Raw genomic sequence first — 5,263 nt, 5'->3', positions numbered from 1 at the left:
ACCGAGGGTAAGGCGTGAGGGATTTACCAGTGGTCGCCACAACCATTCACCACTGCCTTCGTCGTGAATCAGCAAGCCGTCAGAGTCGTGAACCTGTGGCCGCCATTCCCCAACGGGGCGCGCTGTGTTTTCGCCGTAATAGAACATGGAGGTCAGTGGCGCCAGGCCGGGCAGTTCCGTGGCATTTCGGAAGAACAGCTCTGCGGTCACATCGATTCGGGTAGTGGGGCCCGGATGTATGTCAAAGCTGTAGGCACCCGAAACACTTGGACCATCCAGCAGACCATACACCCGCATTCGCTTGCTGCTGCCACCAGGACGCTCGAGCCAGAACTCAACAAACGAGGGAAACTCCTCGCCGGAGGGTAGGCCTGTGTTTACGGCGATGCCTCTCGCGGAAAGTCCGAACCGGTTACCTGCCCCTACCCCACGGAAGTAGCTGGCTCCGGCAAACACCAGGAACTGGTTTTGCTCTTCGCCCTCGCCCAACGGATAGGTAAGCTTGAAGCCGGCATGGCCAAGATCAGCCGGTATCCGTTTGGCGAGGTCGTTGTTGGGGAAGCTGTAGGCTGACTTGTCGAAAGGGATGGGTTTTACACCGCTGGAATCAATCTCATTGAGTTGCACGGTATGGGTATAGAAATTCCCGGGGGGCACGGTCATGGCCTGGAAGCGGGATCCGCTTTGTCGCCAGAGACTGACCTCGGGATTGAATCGAATGGCCTGGTAATTCTGGTAATCCAAATCTCTGAGAAATCCCGGCACCTCTGGTGGCGGCTCATACTCATCGCCTGCCATCACCCTGGCTTTTTCGACCACCTCCGCGAATTCAAACGCCTGTGCCTGGGCAGCGTAGAGAAAACACGGCACGATGAGCAGCCTGAGCAATCCTGTCCCTGAGTGCATGGTTATCCATCCTGAATAACGTTCCTTAGGCTCTTAATGTAGCACTTGTGGTTAAAATTTACTCAAGTAACAACAACGGATGGCTCTGGATCATATTCCCATGGACATCGAAAACCGCACGTCCGGATGATCGGGCGTTGTCATGGCTGTGGTGGAGGCCCGAATCATCCGGCCTACACTGACGTTCGCAGTGAAGGTACGTCCCTGCAGCTTGAGCGATACCTGACCCGCACTGGCCTTGCCAAAACGGTCTTCTCGGGCTCCGGAATAGGGAATCCAGCCCTGCAGAACGGCAAAGTTCACCCTGGATAACACCCCGTCCATCAAGGGCATGGACCAGGCCGGGCTGTCGGTATCCAGCCTTAGCCAGCCGCCACTGACCACAGAAACTGACTGGCCATTGAAACCGGCCAGCATGGACGGGCCGGCAACGGTTATATATTCAGACGACGGGAGATCTTCATCCGCGAACTGGTATCGCCCGTTCACCCGCCAGTTCCACTGGAACAGCTCCTGCTCAACCGAGGCGGAGAAGGCGACCTTATAGAACCCCCTTTCATCCACCGTGTCATCCTGGGACGGATAATCTGTCGAATGGAATTCACGGCCGCTCAGGGCCAGAACCCGGGTATTCGCAACCAGTCCGGCCCCGAACTCATGCCCCCCACTAGCCTCAAGACCCACGGATGAAAACTGGTATCGGGACTCGGAAACCAGGCTGTTTTCCTCGGAGAAGGTGCTGTCCCGACCCTGATGCCGGGCAATACCATCAAAGGCGATTCCGAATCGGGAGAACAGCGGCCTGCTCGCGCTCACGGCCAGCGCACGGGATTCACCACTGGCGTTATAGCGCCTGCCGGCATCGCTCACCGCATGATCATAACGGGACCTCCCGGCTTCTATTCGAAGCTGGTTTGCCCAGGCGGGGAAACGATATCGGATCGACGCAGCACTGGAATCAGTGTCGTTGCCGTAGGATCGGGCATCCCGGTAGTCGAACCCGATGGCATCGTTCTGGCCGACCAGGCTGTCTGCGGCCACACCGACGGAGCCATCAAGGCCATCACTGTTCAGTTTTGTCTTGCCGGAAAATTTCAGACGGGATCGCAACCAGTGCTCGCGCTCCTCCTGGAAAGTGTCCATGCCGCCAGGAAAATTACCCGAATAGGGCTGCCAACCGTTGCGGAGCCAGGATCCACCACCTTCCGCGTAAAGCGGCTGGACCGTTATGCACCATAACAGTGCAATGAGAAGTGACAATTTCAATGTTTAGACCCTGTCAGGTGGCTCTGGCCGTAGTGAGAATCAAAAGCCGGCCAATCTGAAGAATTTGTCATGAAGACAGGAATGTATTGCACACTGGAGGGGAAATCCAGCACTCGTTTCCAAAATTCACAAACAAAATATGCCTACAAAACAGTCAGTTAATTTTGTTTTTGAAAGTTTTTTCTATGAAAATCAACAGGCAGGGACGAAGGCGACCCCGTTCCCCTTTTTACCAATCTCTACATTTAGCTACCCGGGCCTCCATTTAGGCCAACAACTTGGTTACACTTGGCACGAATCGTGAGTCAGCCTTCAAGGACGACTGGCTCACCAAAGGCCGTGACCGAAGCGAATGTAAGGACGAACGTTATGATCAGAAAGTGTCTCTTTCCCGTAGCCGGATACGGCACGCGATTCCTGCCCGCCACCAAGGCGATGCCCAAGGAAATCCTGCCCGTAGTGAACAAACCCCTGGTTCAGTATGGCGTGGAAGAAGCCTCTGAAGCTGGCATTCATGAATTCGGCTTTGTAACCGGCCGGGGCAAGCGGGCCATCGAAGACCATTTCGATATCAGCTACGAGCTGGAGCACCAGATTGCCGGCTCCGGCAAAGAGGATCTGCTGACTTCTATCCGGGATCTGATTGATCACAACAGTTTCGCCTTTACCCGGCAAAATGAAATGAAGGGCCTGGGCCACGCCATCCTGACTGGACGTAACCTGGTGGGAGACAACCCGTTCGCAGTTGTACTGGCCGATGACTTCTGCATTGGCCCGGAGGGCGAAGACGGCGTTCTGGCGCAAATGGTGAAACTGTACAACCAGTTCCGGTGCTCCATTGTTGCCATTGAGGAAGTACCCGCCGACGAAACCCACAAGTATGGTGTGATTGCCGGTGAATCCATGAAAGATGGCCTTTACCGGATCACCGACATGGTGGAAAAACCGGCGCCCGAAGATGCGCCCAGCAATCTGGCGATTATCGGTCGCTACATCCTTACGCCGGATATCTTCGACATTATCGAGCGTACGCCGGCGGGCAAGAACGGTGAAGTGCAGATTACCGACGCCCTGCTCGAACAGGCGAAGAATGGTTGCGTTCTGGCGTACCAGTTCAAGGGGCGCCGGTTTGACTGCGGCAGCATTGATGGCTTCGTAGAAGCTACCAATTACGTCTACGAGAATATCTACAAGAAAGGCAAGTAAGGTATTCGGGCCGGGATCAGCTGCCCAGAATCTGAAGAATCATTCGCCGGTTTTCAGCGCTTGTCCTGCGGAACCGGCGAAGCAACTCCACCTCTTCCGCAGTCAGTTGTACCTTATCCAGCGCTTCCTCCAGCTCGTCCAGAGACAGTAGCAGATCATCGCTCTTGTCCAGGGCAATACCGGGCAGCTCAAGTTGCCCGTGGTCCTCAGGCTTCTCTGGCTCCCAGTGCTGAATGGGTTGCGCATGCTGCATGGCCATTTACCTCGTCATTCAAACCGGGACGCCCGTCCCGATAATGCCCTGCGAAGTGAATCAATCCGGAAATGTAACGTACATATAGCTTTGCACACAATCTGCCTATACTAAAGGAGCCTCTGAATGCCTCCGAAGCACCTCTGAAGAACCCGGAGGGCGTACTCTGAGGACTTCACATGCTGTGTTGCAGCTCTTGCTAAGGGCTACCGCCATTAGCTGCGAACTGCGCCTTGCATCTGAAGTCCTCAGAGCACGCAGAGGCGCTCCGGAGGCATTCAGAGGCTCCTAGGCAACAACCAAACAGGCTATTTATGGCGGCAAGAACCCTGGATATCGACTCGGCATGGGAGTTGGTGCTTAGCGCAGTTAACCGCAGCAATGTGACACTGCCATTGCCGGATACTGAGAAAGAAGCTTTAAAACTCAATGGCCACGGTGCCTGGCACCTGATGCAGCCGGCCACGGGCGAGGCGAAGGATTTGCTCTCGGTGTTCCTGCCCCTTTGCCGGCCGGTCCCGGATGATGCTCCGCCAAAAGTCATCGGCCAGTTGGGCCAGAGCCTGGATGGACGGATTGCGACTGTCACTGGCCGCTCCCGTTTCATCAATGGCGATGACGGCATTACCCATCTTCACCGCATACGGGCGGTGTCCGATGCCGTTATCGTAGGCGCCGGCACCGCCTCCACCGACAACCCCCGCCTTACCGTTCGTCGCACCAGCGGCCGCAACCCGGTTCGGGTCGTGATCGATCGGCATCGGCGTGTTCCGGGTAGCCATTACCTGTTTACCGATGGGGAGGCCCCTACCCTGCGCTTGGTGGCGGGGCACTATGAAAAGAGCGATACCCCCTCGATCGGTCCGGGCGTCACCGAAATTCCCTGTCTGGGAGACCCGGACGCGACAGACGCCACGGACCCGAAGCTGATCCTGCAGGTTCTGGCGGATTTGGGTTTGAAAAAAGTCTTTGTTGAAGGCGGCGGTGTCACCGTCTCCTCATTCCTTAACGCAGGCTTGCTGGACCGGCTGCATGTGATGGTCGCGCCCATGATCATCGGCAGTGGCAGGCCGGCCTTCTCGCTTCCGGAGATCGATTTTCTGGATGACGCCCTCCGGCCACGGGCGCAGTTGGTGAATCTCGGCAGCGACATGCTGTTCGCCCTGGATTTTTCCCGCGACATGAGGTTGGATTAGCGGCGGGCATAGTCCACCTGGTTTTGTCGGATTACGCTTCGCTAATCCGACCTACGAACCTACGAACCCTCGATTTTTCCCACGACGCGTAGGTCGGATTAGCAAAGTTTTATCGGATTACGCTTCGCTAATCCGACCTACGAACCTACGAACCCTCGATTTTTCCCGCGACGCGTAGGTCGGATTAGCGGAGCGTAATCCGACAAATAACCGGGTTTCACCTCTCCACCGGCCTGCCCGTGACCAAAAACACCAACCCGGGCAAACTCGAAACCAGCACCAACGCCCCATACCCCACACTGAGCGCCACCCCCTGCTCCGCCGGCAAGCCCGCCAGTGGCCAGAGCACCGCCGCGGCACCTTCCCGGATACCCCAGCCAGCCACCGTCAAGGGTACGACCATGCTCAGCAGCAGAATGCTGCACAACGCAGCAAT

At 56.5% G+C, this 5,263-nt stretch carries 5 protein-coding genes and 1 pseudogene; 2 read left to right on the top strand and 4 right to left on the bottom strand.

Annotation, left to right across the window (positions count from 1 at the left end; genetic code table 11):
• Both ACESMK_RS19685 and ACESMK_RS19680 read right to left on the bottom strand, forming a co-directional pair.
• Positions 1–906: glucan biosynthesis protein (locus ACESMK_RS19685; RefSeq protein ID WP_373002271.1), on the bottom strand; the 906-nt coding region annotated here is incomplete at its 3' end.
• A gap of 90 nt (positions 907–996) precedes the next feature.
• On the bottom strand, positions 997–2,049 hold the full coding sequence (locus tag ACESMK_RS19680) for a ShlB/FhaC/HecB family hemolysin secretion/activation protein (RefSeq protein ID WP_373002268.1): 1,053 nt from the start codon (positions 2,047–2,049) through the stop codon (positions 997–999).
• A 492-nt stretch (positions 2,050–2,541) separates the two neighbouring features.
• Between ACESMK_RS19680 and galU the strand changes: the two genes are divergently transcribed.
• Positions 2,542–3,378, top strand: coding sequence for a UTP--glucose-1-phosphate uridylyltransferase GalU (gene galU / locus ACESMK_RS19675; RefSeq protein WP_373002265.1), 837 nt, complete (start codon positions 2,542–2,544; stop codon positions 3,376–3,378).
• Positions 3,379–3,394: 16 nt separating this feature from the next.
• On the opposite strand, the gene ACESMK_RS19670 is transcribed toward galU, so the two are convergent.
• The gene (locus ACESMK_RS19670; RefSeq protein WP_373002262.1) at positions 3,395–3,631 is read right to left on the bottom strand and encodes a hypothetical protein; all 237 of its coding nucleotides are present in this window, start codon (positions 3,629–3,631) and stop codon (positions 3,395–3,397) included.
• Between the two features lie 314 nt (positions 3,632–3,945).
• Between ACESMK_RS19670 and ACESMK_RS19665 the strand changes: the two genes are divergently transcribed.
• Positions 3,946–4,827 (top strand): RibD family protein, encoded by an 882-nt coding sequence (locus ACESMK_RS19665; protein ID WP_373002260.1) that lies wholly within the window; start codon positions 3,946–3,948, stop codon positions 4,825–4,827.
• A 217-nt stretch (positions 4,828–5,044) separates the two neighbouring features.
• On the opposite strand, the pseudogene ACESMK_RS19660 reads toward ACESMK_RS19665, so the two are convergent.
• Positions 5,045–5,263: pseudogene (locus ACESMK_RS19660) on the bottom strand (UPF0104 family protein); the annotation flags it as partial.

This window comes from Marinobacter sp., assembly GCF_041687235.1.
Classification (GTDB): Bacteria; Pseudomonadota; Gammaproteobacteria; order Pseudomonadales; family Oleiphilaceae; genus Marinobacter.
The sequence above is the reverse complement of the archived record's forward strand: the minus strand, read 5'-3'. Positions and strand labels throughout refer to the sequence as shown.